Source organism: Microcoleus sp. CZ3-B2, from assembly GCF_036705055.1.
In the GTDB taxonomy this organism is placed as follows: Bacteria; Cyanobacteriota; Cyanobacteriia; order Cyanobacteriales; family Microcoleaceae; genus Microcoleus.
In genome coordinates, this window is the sequence record NZ_JAUBTN010000016.1 from 95,361 (window position 1) to 113,927 (window position 18,567).

An 18,567-nucleotide genomic window follows, 5' to 3' on the forward strand; every position below is an offset into this window, starting at 1 on the left:
GATCAATATACTTACATACACCCATCAATTTAATCATGAATTTTCTATACCAAGCTATCACCATCGTGGCAATTCCACTGACAATAGGTATAACCCCTAATGCTGCGTCTAGCTATGCTCCCGTAGTTATTATATCTCAATCGAGTTCGACAGACTTCTATACAAGGGGTGACGATTTTTTTAATAACAAAGACTATAAAGGAGCAATTGAAGCCTACACCCAAGCTATCAAACTCAATCCTAATTTTGCAGAAGCGCACCAAAGCCGATGTTTGGCACGACTTCTGATCGAAGACTATGTTGCTGCACTTGTAGACTGCAATAATGCCATCCGCATTCGACCGAATTATGCTGATGCTTACCGCATTCGGGGTACTGTTCGTCTTAACTTAAAAGATATTAGAGCAACAGTAACCGACTGGCAAACAGCAGCGAACCTGTATAATGCTCAAGGAGATAGAGAAAACTTTGAATACATGATGAATCGCCTCAAAAACGTTCAGCAAGAACTTCAGCGGATACAGCAGCGATGACTGCTACCATTGATTTTTTCCTCAATATTTATAGAAATTTCGTAAGGTTGGCATTGCCCGCCATTGGTGTCAACAAACAGGCTAAAACTACCTCTAAATCAGGGTTGTAGCCTAGTCTCGATCCCCCTAAATCCCCCTTAAAAAGGGGAGTAGGGGTTGACTTTGAGTGCTTCGGGTCCCCCCCTTATTAAGGGGGGTTAGGGGGGATCTCCAGGTTTCAAAACACACCCTACTCGCTACATCTACGCAGATTGAGTTACTTGATGGCGGCTGGTCAACTTATCCAATTGATTCACCAACAAACTCAGGAACAATCCCACATCGGTGACAACTCCCGTAGATTCGATCGACCCGCGATCGCTCAATTTCGTCACCACAGCCGGATTAATGTCCACACAGACCATCTTCACACCCGCCGGTGTCATATTTCCCACACCGATCGAGTGCAGCATAGACGACAGCATTAACACCATATCCGCGCCCCGTAACAGCTCAGTATACTCTTCTTGAGCCTTAACCATATCCATTTGCGTGTCGGGAAGCGGCCCGTCATCGCGGATCGAACCTGCTAGCGAAAACGGTATATTGTGCTTCACGCATTCGTACATCACACCGCTGGTAATTACGCCTGCTTCAACGACTTTAGCAATACTTCCATAACGCCGCGTGGTGTTAATCATTTTCAAGTGGTGTCGGTGTCCGCCGCGCACAGCAACGCCGCGTTTCATGTCAACTCCCAAGGAAGTTCCCATGCTCGATTGTTCCATGTCGTGAACTGCGATCGCATTTCCACCCAACAATGCTTGCACGTAACCTTCGCGAATCAAATGCGCTAAATGTTCGCCGCCGCCAGTGTGGATCACAACAGGCCCCGCCGTCACTACCACTTTGCCACCGCGATCGCGAATTTGGCGCAATTCCCACGCTACTTGTTCCACTACCAACTCTACCCGGCGCTCGCTAGAAACGCTACCGGACATAAAGCTAAATTCTTGAGCATTGCGCTGTTCCCGCGATTCTGTTTTGCGGATAGTGCGGATGCCGACCACATCAACAACGACTTTTTCACCTACTTTTAAATCGCGCAATAATTTGCACGTAGCCACCGGGCCTTCTGCGGTTTCAGTAATCGCAACTGCACCATCCATCCGCTGATTTCGTGCTTTCACCCACTGACCGTTTATCCGCACTTCCGTGGGATAAATTGTAGTAACATAAAAGTCATCCGGGCCGACACCATCTTGGACGACATCTTCTAAAATAGCGTCGCAAATCTCTTGCGGTGGCGGCACTGCACCCAAGTCGATCAGCAATCCCATGATTTCTTCCATCACTTCGTGGGAAGGAGCCGAGACTTTCACATCTGCGGATGATGTGCTTTGGCGCTGTTCTCCTAAATTGAAATTGAGCACTTGGAAACTGCCGCCGTTTTCGACAATTAAGTCTAAAGCACGGCTGATTAAACCGGCATCGAGCAGGTGGCCTTCCATGCGAATTGCACGGCTTTCTACCATCACGTTTGCCGATCGATCTTCTTGCACCGGTTCCGTTACCCTGAGCGTCAAACACTTACAAGCACCGCCCGCTTTCAGAAATTCGCTCATCGGCGTTTCAATGACTTTGAAGCCTGCTTGAGCGATCCGCGTTTTCAAGCCTTCGCTGACCTTGTTCATTACCACAGTTTTGTCAATATTGACGGCATTGCAGGCAAAATTGGCGGCATCTGCTTCTTCAATGGCAATGCGTTTTTCCGGCGCAACTCGCATTTCAATTAAGCGGTTGGAGTAGGAGTCAAATGCTGCTGGATAGTAGAGCAAATAGCCACCTGTTAGGGGACAAAAACAGGTATCTAAATGATAGAAACGTTCGTCTACAAGACGCAGCGAAAGCACTTCTATGTTGAGCCATTTTGCTAGCAACGGGTGCGAGTCGAGTTCGGAACGGAAGCCGTATCCTGCCCACAACCAGCGTCCTTCGCGATCGAGCAAAGCGTCACCAGCACCTTCAAAGGGCAAATCTTTGGGGAGTTCGTGCACGGTGAAACCTTTGCTTTCAAACCATGCTTTGAAATAAGGTTCTTCGCCTTGGCGTTCTTTGTGATAGAAACGGCTGAGGACGAAAGTATTACCCAAAAGCAAACCTGCGTTGGCGGTGAACACCATATCCGGCCAGCCTTTTTCCGGCGGTACGAGGTCTACAATTGCGTTGTCTTTGAGGACGCTGTAGAGTTTTTCCCACTGTTCCACAGCGCGATCGCGCGATGATTTGTGGACGTTTCCCTCCATCCAAGGGTTAATTACATAATCGACATCGTAGTGGTCGGGAGCGCACATCAGAAAGCGTATTGAATCAGTCATAATTCAGTTAAAATGTAGTAGATGCTACAGACGCGAGTTGAGATAATATGCATGAAATCAACTGTTAAATTCATTCCCAAGAGGAAGAGTTTAACGTCTAGCAGCATAAAAATTAGGTTTTAATTCTATCACGATTAACATAAGATCCAATTAGACCACAGATGGTTTCCATGAAATATCGAATCAAATGTCAGGGTTTGATGTTATTTGTCGTCAATTAGCCTTAACAAAAGGTTTGATCGTTCGGACTTTAGTCCGCTGATTTATGCGACTAAAATCCTTACTACAAACCTGTTTTAGTTTTTACTTTTTGCAAAATCGGCAGTTCGATCGCAAATTCTGTTCCCCGCCCAACCTCTGAATGACACTGCAACTTACCGCCGTGGGTGTCTTGGACAATTTGGTAACTAATCGACAACCCCAAACCAGTACCGCTGCCGATCGGCTTTGTAGTGAAAAACGGGTCAAACATCCTTGACTGCACCTCTGCAGGGATACCGGGCCCGCTGTCAGCAATCCGCACAACAACTTGATTGTCCCTATTTATTTCAGTGCTAATGCGAATCTGAGGATTTTGCTCAAACATTTGTCCAGCATCATTTGTAACTGTTGAAATATTGTTTGCTAAGGACGAATGACTGATGACTAACGACTCTTCCACAGCATCGATCGCATTCAACAGCAAATTCATAAATACCTGGTTTAATTGCGCCGGATAACACTCGATTTTTGGTAGTTTGCCGTAATTTTTAACAACTTCAATTTCCCGACCTTTTGAATGTGACTGCAATCGGTGCTGTAAAATCACCAACGTGCTCTCTATTCCTTCATGAATATCTGTTAATTTGATATCTTTTTCATCGAGTCTCGAAAAATTTCTTAAAGAAACCACAATCTGCTTAATTCGGTTAGCACCTCCCTGCATTGAAGCCATGATTCTCGGAAAATCTTCAGCTATAAAATCTACATCTACTTCTACCAATTCTGCCGCAATTTCTGGAACTGGTTCAGGATAGTGCTGCTGGTATATCTCGATCAACTTTACCAACTCGCGGGCGTACTGTCGGGCAGGAATAATATTGCCGTAAATGAAGCTGATCGGGTTGTTAATTTCGTGGGCTACTCCCGCTACCATTTGTCCTATACTTGACATTTTTTCCGCTTGAATGAGATGGGATTGAGCGTTTTTTAAGTGTTCCAGAGTTTGTGCTAACTGTTGAGCTTTTTCTCGTTCTCGCTGTTCGCTAAATTGCAAATCTACTTCTGCTTGTTTGCGATCGCTAATATCGATATGGGTGCCAGTCATCCGCAAAGGATTTCCCCCATCATCCCGTTCCATAACCGTTCCTTGAGCCAAAATCCACTTCCAATCGCCGGATTTTGTCAACATCCGCAATTCCACTTCGTACATGGAACTTTTGCATTGAAAGTGAGTTTCTAGTGCTGCTAGAGCCTGGGGTAAATCCTCTGGATGTAACAGTTGCTCCCAAGATGTGAACTTATTTTCTATCTCGTCTGCTTCATATCCCAACATCGTCTTCCAGCGCGAATTAAAATAGACTTCTCCCGTCACAAGATTCCAATCCCACAACCCCATCGCACTGCCTTCAAATGCCAGATAAAAACGTTCTTCGCTAAGTTGCAAGGCTGCTTCTGCTTGTTTGCGATCGGTGATATCCATGACTGTTCCCAACAGTTTGATTACTTCTCCGGTTTCGGTAAAAACAGATGTTCCCCTTGCTTCCACGTATCTAATTTGACCGCTAGAATGCAAAATCCGCAATTCTTTTTTGTAGGAACTTCCTTGCGAAATAGCGAGGCTGACAGTTTCTTTGAACAAGTCTCTGTCGTCGGGATGATACATCCGTAAAAGTTGGACGTATGTCGGTTCAGATGCAGTTGAGTCAAGACCAAAAATTCGGAATACTTCTTCTGACCAAGTAATCTTATTTGCTATAATATCAAATTCCCAACTGCCGATACGGGCAATTTTCTGGGCTGCTGCTAGACTAGCTTCGCTTTGTTGGAGTTTCAGTCGCTGCTGTTCGTCTTGTTCGAGAAGATTGGCTTGGGCGATCGCAATTCCCATTTGTGCCGCCACAGTTTTCAATAATCCGATATCATCTTGCGTCCACTGGCGGCGATCGTACTGGTGCAAGCACATCATTCCGTTGGGTTTTCCCTGGTAAGAAGTCCGCACGGCTATTATCGATTTCACACCTATTTCCTCGCACAAACCTCTGACATTTTCTAGTAGCGGTTCAGCAAAAACATCATCACAAACTACAACTTTGTCTTGGGACAATACAAGCTGAACGTGATCGTTCCCCTCCACAGGAATTTCTAAATTTACCAGAGATTTTGATTCAAATCTTGTGTAATGAGCGACACAAGGAAGGCGGGGACTTGGATCTTCTGTGTAGGTGTGAATCAAGCAACTATCGGCATTAAAAACTCGACATATTTGGGCTGCTGCTGTTTGAAACACTCGCTCCTGCTTTAAGCTATAGCGAATTTCTAGAGTAATTGTTTCTAGCAGAAATCTTTGCTTGATTTGCCTTTCCAAAGCAGCTAAAGCTGTTTTTAGTTCGAGTTCTGCTTGTTTGCGATCGCTAATTTCAGTAGCACTTCCCAGAATTTTCCAAGGTTGGCCATCCGTTGTTCTGGTAAACACGGTATCCAGGCTAAAAAACCAGCGATATTCACCGTTTTTGTGTTGAATTCGGTACTCAATCTCAAAGCTTTCACCGTCTTTTGCTGCCTCAATCCGGCTCATGTGTTCTGAGAAAGCTCCCAAATCATCAGGGTGGATTAAGTTAGGCAGAAATGCTGCTCCCATTTGTTGTATTTCTGTGATGGAATAGCCAAGATCCCTATACAGTTCGCGATTAAGATATAAAATCCGGTGTTCAATCACATCATAAATGTACAAAACATTAGGATTCATTTTAATTATTGCTGACAGCCAGTGCTGACTTTCTCGCAGTTCTGCTTCCACCCGCTTGCGTTCTTCTATTTCTGCTTGCAGGCGCGCATTTTGTTCTACAATTTGCTTGGAAAGACGACTGAGCAGCAGTTGATTTTGAATGCGGCTAACCACTTCTTCTGTTTGAAACGGTTTAGTAATGTAGTCTGCAGCACCAAGCGAAAAAGCTTTGACTTTATCAAAAACTTCATTTAAGGCACTGATAAAAATCACAGGAATATTTTTGGTTTTAGCGCAAGCTTTTAGCTGTTCGCAAACTTGATAGCCATCCATACCGGGCATCATGATGTCGAGTAAAATCAAATCCGGTGGAGTCGAGCGAGCAAACTGGAGAGCGAATTTACCATCCCGTGTCGGCCGCACTTTATATCCCTGCTTAGACAAAAATTGAGATAAAAGACGCAAGCTTTCTGGGTGGTCATCAACGATTAAAATGTTTTGTTTTAAGCTGTCGGTTTCTGATGCCTGTGTTGGTGTTTGTGCGTATTGATTATCAAGCTTTTTCACAACCTACCCTCAATTTATTATTTGAAAATTAATTTTAAAATTCAGCAAACTATCTAATATTTTGGTAATAAAATTATTAGCTTGCCGCAAGAGTCTTTCGTAAATGTTGCTTTAGGATGCGGATTTGAGCAATGCAAATTTTAATCAGATCCGGATCTTGTTTTTCGATCGCTGGCGGTCATTCGATGTTAGATTTGAGATTTTAGACTTCGGCTAACGCTCAGTCGAAGGATTTTAGATTGACAAGGACGGATGAATCTGGGAGGTTGAACGGTAGTCTAAAATTTTGGGCTGCTCCCGACAGCCCTGGGGAAGCTTGCATCCGTTTTTGGCCTGGTCAATGAGCGACTGTATCCTCTGCTTTTATCAGCTATACGAGCATAAATCTGACTCTCAGCCTTGTTTGCGTTTGAGGCGGTGGAACTGTTAGATCGATCGCCCAAATAGCTTAGCCCTGATATTTGTAATAATTGTATCAAAAATATTGTAAATTTTAAACCTTTTGCGGACAAAGTTATCCTAACCGATCGATTTTCACAGCCGATAATCCTCAAATCACTGCTAAATTCGGCAACTTTGATTAAAAGTAAAATCTTGACAGTGTTTTAAGCAAGCAGTGTTTTGCCTGTATTTATCGGGTTGTTCGGACTTCTGTTTGGGTGTAGCGATGGCGAGATTACTATAAAAAATACTTACTGCATTCCTTGAGATGCTCTATTTGTATTTTTTCGGTAGATTTACTTACTCTACACAGCAACTACACCAGCCCTGACAAGCTCTGACAATATCTACCAATCTGAAGATTTTACCCGTAGGAATTCAGATCGCGTGCGATGGATTAGCATAACAAAAACCGTTCCTAGTGCGGACTCGTATTCCGCACTACCAACCAATCTTATTGTTGTCAATCGACCGACATGATATCACTTCACCAACTATCTTTAATTCACATCTTAAATATTAATAAACTGCCCCCATCTATCCACCATAATAAAGGAACAGGTTGAACCGTATTTGCGATGGGGGCGGGTTTTTGAATTCTGCTATTATACGCTCTAAATTTCGGTGAAACTAACCCCCGATTTTTTGTTTAGGCGATCGGGATAATTTATGATATGGCGGTTCTCAAGCGTGGTGAGATATGCCCTAGGCCCTATCCCCTAGGCCCTATGCCCTATCCCAGATAGTACCTCATACCAGAGCACAGAAAGGCTATATCTTGCTATGAGCCGACAATTCACCGTAAGCTGCATAGACGGCTTTCACATTATACCAATTGAGAAAAATTCGAGCAATTTCCAAAGCTAACTGCGACTGACCTCGGTCAATCAGCAACTGCAAAAAAGGTTTCATTGTGCGCTCGTTCAGCATCCCGCCCAAAGATAAAACTCCCCACAGTATTTGGTGCAGAACAGTCATTTGAATCATCAGCCGCACGTTCCAACTAGGGTGTTTTTGATAAAACAAAACTCCCATTCTCCCGCGCTGAATTTCTCGGTCAATCATGCCTGGTATTTGCTCTAAATTAAAAGCTGGATGCCAGTGATAGCCGACAGCAGCCGGACATTTAATCAATTTTAAACCTAAATTTTTTAACCTGACGCCCAATTCTAAATCTTCCCATCCGTACAATTGAAAACGATTGTCAAATAGTCCCGCTTCTAGCAGCCAGTGGCGGGCGATCGCCACATTTCCCGTAGCAAAGTAAGCGGCTGAAAAATCTGTTATTTTGTAAGGTTCGGAGGTGGGATTGTCGAAATTGCAAGTATTAATCACGCTGCCATAAGTAAAAACCGCATCAGTATCCTTGTATGCTTGTATCAAAGCATCTGCGTGTGCTTGCAAAAAATGCTCCGTGACGACTAAATCGCTGTCAATAAAAATAATCGTATCGCCCTTAGCATCTTCCACGCCCAAATTCCGGGCGGCGGCGGGGCCTTGGTGAGATTGACAGATCGATCGCACGTGCGGCAACAAATCGGCATTTGCGGCCAACCACTCGATCGTCCCGTCCGTCGAACCATCATCGACTACAATCACCTCATAATCTGTCACGCTGCGATCGAACTGCTGATTTTCCAGAGCCAGTAGACATTTTGCCAAAATCAATTTACGATTGTACGTCGGAATCACAACACTAAAAAACACGGATCTTCCCCATCGCCACAGTTACCGTATCCCACGGTAGCAGATTTTTCGCAGCAACTTTCCCAGGAAATCGCCAAGTGTAGCAAAAAAAGCATATATAAATCTGTACTATTTCTGACAAGAATTAATCTGAATTAGGTGCATAATGAAAAGTCGGTTAAATTCCAATACGGTTGGGTTAAGCCAGATCGCCCTGGCACCCCCTTAAAAAAGGGGAGTAGGGGGTGGGACAAGAAATTGATCGAAGTCGGCCTTCTTAAGGGGGATGCTGCAAGGGATCTCTGAACAATCAACAGTCTTAACCCAACCGTATTAACTTAAATTCAGGATGTAAATAGCAATGAGTCGCGCTAAAAAAGTTGTGCTAGCATATTCCGGCGGAGTCGATACCTCTGTCTGCATTCCTTATCTGATGAAGGAGTGGGGAGTCGAAGAGGTAATTACTCTGGCGGCGGATTTGGGACAGGGAGACGAATTAGAACCAATCCGCAAAAAAGCTTTAGCATCGGGTGCTTCGGAATCTCTGGTAATTGATGCTACCGAGGAATTTATCAAAGATTATGCGTTTCCAGCGATTCAAGCTAACGCGCTTTACGAAAATCAGTATCCGCTTTCTACGGCGTTAGCCCGCCCGCTGATTGCTAAATTGTTAGTAGAAGCTGCCGAAAAATACGGTGCAGATGCGATCGCCCACGGTTGTACTGGTAAGGGAAACGATCAGGTGCGGTTTGATGTGTCGATCGGCGCGTTGAATCCTAAGATTAAGATTTTAGCACCCGCCAGGGAGTGGAAAATGAGCCGGGAGGAAACCATTGCCTACGGCGAGAAATGCGGGATTCCGTCGCCGGTGAAGAAGTCTTCGCCTTACAGTATCGATCGCAATTTGTTAGGAATGGCGATCGAAGCCGGCATCCTCGAAGATCCTTGGGCGGAACCGCCAGAAGAGGTGTTTTTGATGACAAAGGCGATCGAGCAAACTCCCAACACACCGGAATACATAGAAATCGGTTTCGAGTGCGGAAATCCTGTCAGTTTAAACGGCAAAGAATTATCACCAGTCGCCTTAATTACCCAACTCAACGAAACAGTTGGAAATCACGGAATCGGGCGCATCGACATGATAGAAAACCGCTTAGTGGGGATTAAATCGCGAGAGATTTATGAAACACCAGCGATTTTAGTGTTAATGCACGCGCACCGAGATTTAGAAAGCTTAACTCTGACAGGAGATGTGACGCGATACAAGCGCGGTATCGAAGAAACCTACAGCCAAATGATTTACAACGGTCTTTGGTACAACCCTTTAAAGACCGCTTTAGACGCATTCATTCAGGACACGCAAAAGCGAGTAACTGGAACAGTGAGGCTCAAACTATTCAAGGGAAATGCCACAATCGTCGGTCGCAAATCAGAAAATTCGCTGTACAGTTTCGACTTAGCAACCTACGGCGCAGAGGACGAATTCGACCACAAAGCAGCCGAAGGATTTGTCTATGTTTGGGGACTGCCCACACGCATTTGGTCGGAGAAGAATAGAGGCTAGAAATTCTTAGGTAGGGTGCGCCCCGCGCACCTTATTTCAAGATCGCAGCAGCTAAGAGTCGGCGATTGAAACCGCATCTATACAAGCAATTTCCGCCTTCCGGGACTGAAGAATCAATTACTTCTTCGCAAATTTCAGTTAATGCCGTCATAGTACATCCTCGTGCGAGCGTACTCGAAATTATAACCGTATTAGGTGTTAGAAACCGGGTTTTTTGCAAGAATTCGGCGCTGTACCCAGAGTTGTCAAAGACCCGGTTTCTGAGAGTCTTACGGGTGATGAGAAAGCGGGGTTTTTGCGAAAATTCGGTGCTGTACCCAGAGTTGTTAAAAACCCGGTTTCTGAGAGTCTTAGCAATACAAAAAATAAGGACAAAACAACGTTGTTTTGTCCTTATTTTGGTGGTATCGGAGTTGATGACACAACAATGTTGCGTCTCTACTTAGTCTTGTCCAAAGTCCGCGACTCTAACCAAATAGGAATTACAATCCAAGCAACTGCTAACAGCAAAGCAAATACAGCAAATTGAGCCGCCCAAGCTACCAACTTTTCTAAAGACACTACTTGTCCTAGGAAATATGACAAACTTACCATGACAGATGCCCAGCTTGCTGCACCCAGAATATTGAACAGCGAAAATTTCCAAAAAGGCATTTCGGCGATGCCCGCTAGGGGGCTGGCAAAAATCCGCAGCAGTGCGATGAAACGGCCTAAAAATACGGCTTTAGCTGCATTTTTGCTAAACTGTTCTTTTAGGTCAAACAGTTGTTCTTCCCGAAAGCGGAAAAATTGTCCTAGCTTCAGCAGCAGCGGCCAGCCGCCGTATCTGCCGATCGCATATCCGAAATTTCCGCCGAGAGTCGCACCGGCGATCGCGCTTCCGAGCACAAACCAGTAATTGAGTTCTCCGCTGCCGGCTAAAAAACCGCCAGCAATTGTAATTGTCTCGCCTGGAAGAGGAACTCCCAGATTTTCCAGCAAAATTCCCAGAAATACAGCCCAGTAGCCGTAATCTCGCGCAAATTCCTGAATAGTCTCTAACGATAAAAACTCAAAAGACATTTCGATACTGCCTTCGTAAACTTTTGCAAAGCTCAATACTTTTATATATTGGCTCGATTCCGCCAATAGTGCAATCTTTCGTTGTGATGAAGAACACACAAAACTCGCGATCGGCCGCCCAACAAAAAACTAGCCTTTAGGGCATTATAGATTAATCAGGATTGTTGCGGTTGCCGGATGCCGATCGCCAGCCAGTTTTCCTCCTAAATTTATCACAGTCGGGCGATCGTCCAATCCTTAAACCTTAGCTGAAATTCCCTGATGATCTCAACTTTGGCAGCAACCGAACTCACTTATTGATACTTGACAATCCGAGGATAACTGCTATGAAATTTCCCAACTTCAACCAACACATCATCCTCCAACCTCAAAATTGCCTCGACTCCCAAGCTGGGAATGTCCTCCAGCAACAGCTAGCCGAGATTTTGCCCGATCGCCACCAACTCTGGGTAATTGACATGGGCGACGTAGATTTTATCGACAGTTCCGGCTTGTGCGCCCTAGTCGGGGGACTCAACGCCGCCCGCCACCGGGGATGCCGCCTCGTCATCTGCAACGTTTCAGCCACTGTCAGGCTAATATTTGAAATTACTCAACTCGACCAACTCTTTGAAATTTTTGACAGTTTCGAGCAAATTATTTCAACAGAAACTCCTGCTTTAGTTGCTGGATAAAAATTCTATGCTGTCCCGTTAATTTCCAATCATTAGGTTCGACAGTTCGGAATGGGAGTCCAGTAATATCAAATCCGGTAGCATCGGAATTATGAGAGGTAGGATTTAGCAGGGAGAAATTCAGGGAAAAACCGGGTTTTCCATCGCCTACCGCGATCGATAAAAAAACAGTACACCTAAAAATAAGGTACACTTTGCACAGGCTACAACTGTTAGAGAAACCCGGTTTTTAAGATTTTTCAAAATTCCCCGAAACCGGGTTGAGTGGCGAGATATCTCGCCACCCAAGCTAAATCATCCGATAACCCGGTTTCTTAGACTTTGCCACAACTCCAATTATTTCGCAGTTACCAACTGGGCAGGCAGCCGCTTAAACGCCAGCCTTTCATTCTCGATATCCACAAAAATTGTATCGCCATCAACAAAATCTCCCCGCAAAATACCCTTCGCCATTTGCGTTTCCAACTCGCGTTGAATTCCTCGTTTCAGCGGCCGCGCACCGTACACAGGATCGTAGCCGATTTCTGCCAAGAAGTCGATCGCCGATTCCGACAATTTCAGAGACATTTTGCGATCGGCTAAACGTTTTTCCAAACGCTTGACTTGCAACAGCACAATCTGCCGCAATTCCACCTTACTCAAACCGTGGAAAATAATCATTTCATCAATCCGGTTCAAGAATTCCGGGCGGAAAGTTCCCCGCATCGCCTCCATCACCCGACTCCGCATTTCTTCGTTATCTCCCGCCACATCCAAGATGTATTGAGAGCCGACATTAGATGTCATAATAATCACAGAATTCTTAAAGTCTACCGTGTGACCTTGAGCATCGGTAACGCGGCCGTCATCCAGAATTTGCAACATGATATTGAAGACATCCGGGTGCGCTTTCTCAATTTCATCAAATAGAATCACGGAGTAAGGACGGCGGCGCACAGCCTCAGTTAATTGTCCGCCTTCATCGTAGCCAACGTATCCCGGAGGCGCACCGATTAACCGCGAAACCGCGTGTTTCTCCATGTATTCCGACATATCAATGCGGACGATCGCCTCTTCGGTATCAAAGAGATAAGATGCTAATGCTTTCGCCAACTCGGTTTTACCTACACCCGTGGGGCCGAGGAATATAAAACTAGCAACCGGACGGTTCGGATCGGCTAAACCCGCGCGCGATCGTTGAATTGCATCTGCAACCGCCGTCACCGCTTCATCCTGTCCGATTACCCGTTTGTGCAGTTCATCTTCCAAGTACAAAAGTTTCTGCATTTCCGATTCAACTAACTTGCTAATCGGGATTCCCGTCCACTTAGAAATAATCTCAGCAATGTCAGATTCCGTGACTTCTTCCCTGAGTAAAGTTTTACCAGTGGTTTGAGTTGCTGTCAGTTGAGCTTCGGCTTCTTGCAATTGTTTTTGCAACTCGGTTAACTTGCTATATTTCAACTCAGCAGCGCGGTTCAGGTCATATTTTAATTCAGCTTGTTGAATTTCAATATTCACCTTGTCCATCTGTTCTTTGATTGTTTGAATGCTACCGATGACACCTTTTTCTGATTGCCATTGGGCGTTCAAACCGCTTTGCTGTTCCTTGAGATTGCCTAAGTCTTTTTCCAGTCTTTCCAAGCGTTCGATCGAAGCTGCGTTGCTTTCTTTTTGCAGCGACAGCCTTTCCATTTCTAGCTGCAAAATCCGGCGGTCGATTTCGTCTAATTCTTCCGGCTTGGAAGTAATCTCCATTTTAAGTTTAGCGGCTGCTTCGTCCACTAAGTCAATGGCTTTGTCGGGAAGGAAGCGATCGCTAATATATCGAGTAGACAAAGTAGCCGCCGCCACTAGCGCGCTGTCAGAAATTTTCACGCCGTGGTGAACTTCATACCGTTCCTTCAAGCCTCGCAGAATTGAAATAGTATCTTCTACTGTCGGCTGGTCAACATAAACTTGTTGAAAACGGCGTTCTAAGGCCGCATCTTTTTCGAGATATTTGCGGTATTCGTCGAGAGTTGTAGCACCGATACAGCGCAATTCTCCCCTCGCTAACATGGGTTTGAGCAAGTTGCCGGCATCCATCGAGCCTTGAGTCGCGCCGGCCCCGACAACGGTGTGAATTTCATCGATAAATAGGATGACTTTACCGTTGCTGTCCATAACTTCTTTGAGCACGGCTTTCAAGCGTTCTTCAAATTCTCCCCGGAATTTTGCACCGGCAATTAACGCGCCCATATCTAAGCTAATTAATTGTCGGTCTTTGAGAGATTGGGGCACATCTCCGGTGATAATTCGCTGGGCGAGTCCTTCGGCGATCGCAGTTTTACCAACTCCCGGTTCCCCAATCAGTACGGGGTTATTTTTGGTGCGGCGGCTCAATATTTGAATCGTGCGGCGAATCTCGTCATCTCTTCCGATGACCGGATCGAGTTTGCCTTGACGCGCGGCTTCTGTCAAATCTCGGCCGTATTTTTCCAGCGCTTCGTATTTGCCTTCTGGATTTTGGTCTGTCACTTTGTTGTTCCCCCGGACTTGGGTAATGATATTTTTGAGCTTGGCTTCGTCTAGTTTAAATTCTTGCAGGAGATTTTTGCCGAAGCGATCGTCCTTAACGTAACCTAGGATCAAATGCTCGATCGAGATAAATTCATCGCCGTACTCTTTGCGATAAGCTTCAGCGCGGTCTAGCAGGGTGTCGAGAGAACGACCGAGATAGACGTTGCCGCCAGTTCCCGAGATTTTGGGCCCGCGGCTGATAAACTCATCAGTGCGATCGCGCAATTTGGCGATGGTCACTCCAGCTTTATTAAATAAACTGCTAGCCAGTCCCGATTCTTGTTCCAGCAACGCTTTCATCAAATGTTCGCTTTCTAGCTGTTGCTGCTGAGCTGCTTTGACGATTTCTGGAGTGCGGGCGATGGCTTCCCAGGCTTTTTCGGTAAATTGGTTTGGATTATTCGGTTGCATAAATTTTAATTCCCTGCATTAAAAAGCGATACTGTAGAGGCAAATACTCGATCGCCCGTACAATTATCATTGTAGGGAGTTACGGAGGGCGATCGGATCGGTGTTCCCCTATCTGTAGATAGGTATTTCCGCCCTGTGTTTCAGCTTCCAGTTAAATTATCGGAAATATCCAATCAAGTCGAGCAATGATTAATTAATCAGAATAGAAGTAATATCAGGTTTAAGAAATTAACCACAATAATACAGCATATTCCATGTAGATGTACAGAGCGAGAAACCGGGTTTCCTATCAAATTCTCTCTTCATCGGAATAGTAAATTCACTGTTGACTGTTGACTGTTAACAGTTAACATCATGTATGAGTGCAACCGGAATTGATATCACAGAACAGAATCAGTAATGCGAGATCTGTAAAAAAAAACCAGGTTTCTGGGGTATACTTCATAAACTTGGAATACGCTTTATTGGTAAAAGCTCGCTTCACCAACAATCTTTCATGTTCACCGACAATCAACATAAACGCGCCCGGACTTAGCGACTAATTGCATCGATATTCAGAAAATAATCGAAGTGTTAAGCAAGAATATCAGTGAGGATTCCTGTACGTGCTATCAGTCTGTTTTCTGCACCTTATTCAGCAGAAAAATTAGCTCTCAAAATGATTATTTTTCTGCTTCCTGATTGACAAAAAAGGGATTATCAGTAATTGAGCGGACATCATATAGCCTTTCTCAGAAAGATGAGGCATAGGGCATAGGCCAAACCGGGCATAGGCCAAACCGGGCATTGGGCATAGGCCAAACCGGGCATAGGGCATAGGCCAAACCGGGCATAGGGGATAGGCCAAACCGGGCATAGGGCATAGGGCATAGCTCACTTTTGTGATAACCGCTATATGACTTTCAACTACTGCCAACTGACTCCCAACTAATGACTAATGACTAATGACTAATGACTAATGACTACTGCCAACTGCCAACTACCAACTGCCAACTGCCAACTGAATTCAAGCCTGCATCACCACCCGTTCCGGGAGACTGACAATAAAAGTTGAGCCTTTCCCGTCCTCGCTTTCAACGCTAATTTCGCCGCCGAGAATTTGACACAAGCGCTGGCTAATTGTCAATCCCAAACCCGTGCCTCCATACTTCTTGGTAGTCGAAGCATCAGCTTGAGTAAAAGGCTTGAATATCTGTTCTAATTGCTCATTGGTCATGCCAATGCCTGTATCCCTGACTCGAAAAATCAAAACTTGAGAACTGTAGTTTGAACCAGAGTTAAAATCTTTATTTTTCTTTCTTTTCGTCTGTTTAACTTTTCCATTTTTAATTCTTTCGACCTCGATAGTAATAACCCCTTTTTCAGTAAATTTGGCAGCGTTGCTGAGCAAGTTTAGGAGAATTTGCCGCACTTTAGGTTGGTCGGCGTACATTGTGCCGAGTTCGCCTTGGGTTTTCAGCGCTAAAGCATTGCCTTTTTTCTCTACTAGCGGTTGAGCCGTAGTCATCACTTCTTCAATCATTGTCGCTACGTCGAAGTTTTCCAAATAAAGCGTGACGTGGCCGGCTTCTATTTTGGAAATGTCGAGGATGTCGCTGATCATGTCGAGCAAATGTTTGCCTGCGGTTTGAATTTTTTCTAAGTCTGGGAGAAAGTCTTCAGAACCGGAATCTTGAGCATCTTCTTGCAGCATTTCGCTGTAGTTGATGATGGCGTTGAGGGGGGTGCGGAGTTCGTGGCTCATGTTAGCTAGAAATGCACTTTTTGAGCGGTTGGCAGCTTCGGCTGCTACTTTTGCTTCGTGCAAGTCTTCTGTGTATTCCGCTACTCTTTGGATCAGTTCGTTGAGCGAAGTTGCTAGCATTCCCACTTCGTCGGAAGTGGTAACTGGTACTTGCAAGTCAAAGTTCGATTCTTCTGTCACTCGCTGAGCGATCAGGGTAGTGGCTTCTAAGGGGCGGGCGATCGCCCTGCTGGTGTATGCTGCAAGTATCGCTGCGATCGCCGCCGATAGGAACAGAGAACCTACGAGAATCAGGGTTCCGAGTTTTTCTGCTTTCTCGTAGGTTCTAAACGCCTCGTCTGCTTTATTGCCAAAAGTGTCAGCGAGTTTGGCTGAATCCTCGGAAAACTGTGCGAGTTTCAAAGCAGTTTCGCCATCCACAAAATTGTTCAAGTTCCGCCCGAAAGCCTGCCGTTGCTGCGGATTCAAAGCTGATACTTTCGCAGTCGCCAACAATTTTTGTACTTGTTGAAAGTATGATTCTACCGTCTTGCCGTTGACTCTAGCGAACTGTTGCAGCAGTTGGTAGTCTTTGGCAATCTCGGGATTTTTGGTCGGCGGCATGGTTTGCAGTTGTTCCAGGATGCCGCTCATCTGAGCAACGCGGGCGAGGAATTCCGATCGCTCGCGATCGAAAATTTCCGGTTTGTTCACCAGACTCGCCAGCTCTTTCTGGTGAATTCTGACTTCCTGCACCGTATTATTAAGATTAGTTAGGATTTCGGCTTTATCTCGGTCGATCGCCAGTTTTTCTCTAACTTGCTGTTTGTGATAGGATTCTACTCCCCGTCCCGCCACAGCACCCAAAATCGCAATACCAATGACCAAGGCGTATCCGCAGCCGATTTTCTGCCTGATACCCAAGCGGCCCAACAGACTTTTAAACCCTATTTGAGGAGCGTTTTGCAGTTGATTTTTCAAGGCTAAGGTTAAAGACATGGGGAATTTACTCGTCACCCTCAGAGGCACTATCTATATTCTAATTGATGCCTGCGTGAGGGTAAATAAAGTTATGACTTTCAACCGGAATTCGGCAGCTATGGGGTCTTTGCAAGGTTCCACAGCTCGATCGGCTTGACAGTTGGCAGCAGTTATGGTTCAGCCACTATAGCGGTTCTCAAGTGACTGAGGAATTGATCGATTAATCTAAAATTCCTCAATTCCCCAATTTTTCAATCTCAAATCTGTACCAGTACCCGATCGATCCGATACTGGGCTATATAAAAAGCGAGTTATAAGTTGCAAGTTAGCAGTTAAATTCGCGATCGAACAATCCACTCCCCTCGCAACCCACAACTTATCGCTGTTCCTCTACTGACAAAGTTTAAATTGTGCTATTTGAGCAGGAATTTTTGAAGCATTAGGTACGCTAGCAGAGGCAGGAACGAAGATTCCCATGCCGAAACTGCAACCCTCTGCAGTCGTGCATTCTCCAGGCTTAGCGGTGATTTGATATTCGCCTTGGGATGGCGGAGTAAAAGAGATTGACGCCAGTTCCCCTGTCTTTTGACTCGAACCGATTTCTAGACCGTTCGCATCCCTGAGAGTTAGGTTTAAATCCTGGCAATTTCCGTCGCAAGTCGCAACAAAAGTATACTCAGTATCGGGATGCAGCGTGGCTCTAAACGGAGACAAAACTTGCTTGCGAACTTGGCCGAACAATGGCACAAATACTAATTTTTGACCGTTGCTAGAGCGCTGGTCAAATTCTGTTTTTAAGCGACAAACAACCGTTTTTTGGCTTTCGGTCAGTTCTTGAGCGATCGCACTTCCTATAATTGCAGTACCGAGGAGCAAGGAAATGCCCGAAATAACCAGATTTTTGATTTTCATTGATGTTCCCTAAAGTGAATTTTTGGGTGATTGCAATAGACCCCTTTTGGTTGCTGTCTATTGAGTTATCTGGAGCCTATCACATATATTGGGAATTGGCCAAACAGGAAAGGGGGAATGGGGAATGGGGAATGGGGAATGGGGAATGGGGAATGGGGAATGGGGAATGGGGAATGGGGAATGGGGAAT

General features: G+C 45.3%; 11 protein-coding genes. 4 read left to right on the forward strand and 7 right to left on the reverse strand.

Going from position 1 to position 18,567, the window contains the following annotated elements:
- The first annotated feature begins 35 nt into the window (after positions 1 to 35).
- Positions 36 to 533: a tetratricopeptide repeat protein gene (locus tag QUA97_RS10115; protein WP_333194531.1), complete on the forward strand. Its 498-nt coding sequence runs from the start codon at positions 36 to 38 to the stop codon at positions 531 to 533.
- 242 nt (positions 534 to 775) lie between these two features.
- On the opposite strand, the gene argZ is transcribed toward QUA97_RS10115, so the two are convergent.
- The 3 genes from argZ to QUA97_RS10130 all read right to left on the reverse strand — a co-directional run bounded on the left by argZ (position 776) and on the right by QUA97_RS10130 (position 8,531).
- Entirely contained in the window at positions 776 to 2,890 is a 2,115-nt protein-coding gene (argZ, locus tag QUA97_RS10120; RefSeq protein ID WP_194069099.1) for a bifunctional arginine dihydrolase/ornithine cyclodeaminase, read from the reverse strand.
- Between the two features lie 283 nt (positions 2,891 to 3,173).
- Complete coding sequence (locus QUA97_RS10125) at positions 3,174 to 6,383, reverse strand: PAS domain-containing protein (RefSeq protein ID WP_194069101.1); 3,210 nt, start codon at positions 6,381 to 6,383, stop codon at positions 3,174 to 3,176.
- A gap of 1,212 nt (positions 6,384 to 7,595) precedes the next feature.
- Positions 7,596 to 8,531: a glycosyltransferase family 2 protein gene (locus tag QUA97_RS10130; protein WP_194069103.1), complete on the reverse strand. Its 936-nt coding sequence runs from the start codon at positions 8,529 to 8,531 to the stop codon at positions 7,596 to 7,598.
- A gap of 340 nt (positions 8,532 to 8,871) precedes the next feature.
- Between QUA97_RS10130 and QUA97_RS10135 the strand changes: the two genes are divergently transcribed.
- Positions 8,872 to 10,074: an argininosuccinate synthase gene (locus QUA97_RS10135; RefSeq protein WP_194011473.1), complete on the forward strand. Its 1,203-nt coding sequence runs from the start codon at positions 8,872 to 8,874 to the stop codon at positions 10,072 to 10,074.
- A 438-nt stretch (positions 10,075 to 10,512) separates the two neighbouring features.
- On the opposite strand, the gene QUA97_RS10140 is transcribed toward QUA97_RS10135, so the two are convergent.
- Complete coding sequence (locus QUA97_RS10140) at positions 10,513 to 11,136, reverse strand: DedA family protein (RefSeq protein WP_194069111.1); 624 nt, start codon at positions 11,134 to 11,136, stop codon at positions 10,513 to 10,515.
- Positions 11,137 to 11,462: 326 nt separating this feature from the next.
- Here QUA97_RS10140 and QUA97_RS10145 point away from each other — a divergent pair, with 326 nt between their 5' ends.
- Entirely contained in the window at positions 11,463 to 11,810 is a 348-nt protein-coding gene (locus QUA97_RS10145; RefSeq protein ID WP_194069106.1) for an STAS domain-containing protein, read from the forward strand.
- Between the two features lie 336 nt (positions 11,811 to 12,146).
- Here the strand turns inward: QUA97_RS10145 and clpB are convergent, their stop codons facing one another.
- Positions 12,147 to 14,762 carry an ATP-dependent chaperone ClpB gene (gene clpB / locus QUA97_RS10150; RefSeq protein ID WP_194069107.1) on the reverse strand — a complete coding sequence of 872 codons (2,616 nt, stop codon included), beginning with the start codon at positions 14,760 to 14,762 and terminating at the stop codon, positions 12,147 to 12,149.
- A gap of 1,006 nt (positions 14,763 to 15,768) precedes the next feature.
- On the reverse strand, positions 15,769 to 17,484 hold the full coding sequence (locus tag QUA97_RS10155) for a sensor histidine kinase (protein WP_333194532.1): 1,716 nt from the start codon (positions 17,482 to 17,484) through the stop codon (positions 15,769 to 15,771).
- Here QUA97_RS10155 and QUA97_RS10160 point away from each other — a divergent pair.
- Positions 17,483 to 17,623, forward strand: a complete 141-nt coding sequence (locus QUA97_RS10160) for a hypothetical protein (RefSeq protein ID WP_333194533.1) — start codon at positions 17,483 to 17,485, stop codon at positions 17,621 to 17,623. The two genes, QUA97_RS10155 and QUA97_RS10160, sit on opposite strands and share 2 nt — an antisense overlap.
- Before the next feature lie 233 nt (positions 17,624 to 17,856).
- Here QUA97_RS10160 and QUA97_RS10165 read toward each other — a convergent pair whose 3' ends face one another.
- Positions 17,857 to 18,378, reverse strand: a complete 522-nt coding sequence (locus QUA97_RS10165) for a hypothetical protein (RefSeq protein WP_194069110.1) — start codon at positions 18,376 to 18,378, stop codon at positions 17,857 to 17,859.
- Positions 18,379 to 18,567 lie beyond the last annotated feature (189 nt).